Raw genomic sequence first — 1,133 nt, forward strand, 5'->3', positions numbered from 1 at the left:
CACTATCGGTCAGTCAGGAGTATTTAGCCTTGGAGGATGGTCCCCCCATATTCAGACAGGATACCACGTGTCCCGCCCTACTCATCGAGCTCACAGCCTGTGTGCTTTCGTGTACGGGGCTGTCACCCTGTATCGCCGGACTTTCCAGACCGTTCCACTAACACACAAGCTGATTCAGGCTCTGGGCTGCTCCCCGTTCGCTCGCCGCTACTGGGGGAATCTCGGTTGATTTCTTTTCCTCGGGGTACTTAGATGTTTCAGTTCCCCCGGTTCGCCTCATTAACCTATGGATTCAGTTAATGATAGTGTGACGGATCACACTGGGTTTCCCCATTCGGACATCGCCGGGTCAAAGGTTCATATCACCTCGCCGGCGCTTTTCGCAGATTAGCACGTCCTTCATCGCCTCTGACTGCCAGGGCATCCACCGTGTACGCTTAGTCGCTTAACCTCACAACCCGAAGATGTCTTGTTCTGTCCGGTTTGTTGCGCGCTGTGAATACTGCGTTGTTCCGTACTCGCGATGCTCATGGACATCAAGTCCACTCCGCTCGCTGCGTGCGGTACGCCTTGTCTTCACATCGCTCACGTCACCTTTTACAGTGTCATCTTCTGATTGCGATAATTTGATAGACTCGAACACACTTTCGTGTGTCGTTTCAATTTTCAGCTTGATCCAGATTTTTAAAGAGCAAAACTTCGCAGTGCACCTTTTCAGGTTCACTCTGAAGTTTTCTTGTGTTCGCAGTAAAAGATGGTGGAGCTATGCGGGATCGAACCGCAGACCTCCTGCGTGCAAAGCAGGCGCTCTCCCAGCTGAGCTATAGCCCCATCGTAGTTAAATCTCACCAACCTTAATTACTGTTGAGGCAAGGCGTGGTGACACGAAGCATACGTAAAGTATGTGAGTGTCGCCGCAACGCAGCATCAGCAGGAATTTGGTAGGCCTGAGTGGACTTGAACCACCGACCTCACCCTTATCAGGGGTGCGCTCTAACCACCTGAGCTACAAGCCTGCAGAGATTTCTTACTGCTCTATTTCATCAGACAATCTGTGTGAGCACTACAAAGGCAGGTTCTTTAAGGTAAGGAGGTGATCCAACCGCAGGTTCCCCTACGGTTACCTTGTTACG

At 51.4% G+C, this 1,133-nt stretch carries 2 tRNA genes and 1 rRNA gene; all 3 read right to left on the reverse strand.

The features are described from left to right. A 23S ribosomal RNA gene (locus ABIB59_RS26310) occupies positions 1–451 on the reverse strand; the annotation flags it as partial. Between the two features lie 304 nt (positions 452–755). Next, positions 756–831 (reverse strand) — tRNA-Ala (locus tag ABIB59_RS26315). A 108-nt stretch (positions 832–939) separates the two neighbouring features. Beyond that, positions 940–1,016: transfer RNA gene (locus tag ABIB59_RS26320), tRNA-Ile, on the reverse strand. Between the last annotated feature and the right edge of the window lie 117 nt (positions 1,017–1,133).

Origin of the sequence: Citrobacter sp. UYEF32, assembly GCF_040546205.1 — a bacterium.
GTDB classification, from domain to species: domain Bacteria; phylum Pseudomonadota; class Gammaproteobacteria; order Enterobacterales; family Enterobacteriaceae; genus Phytobacter; species Phytobacter diazotrophicus.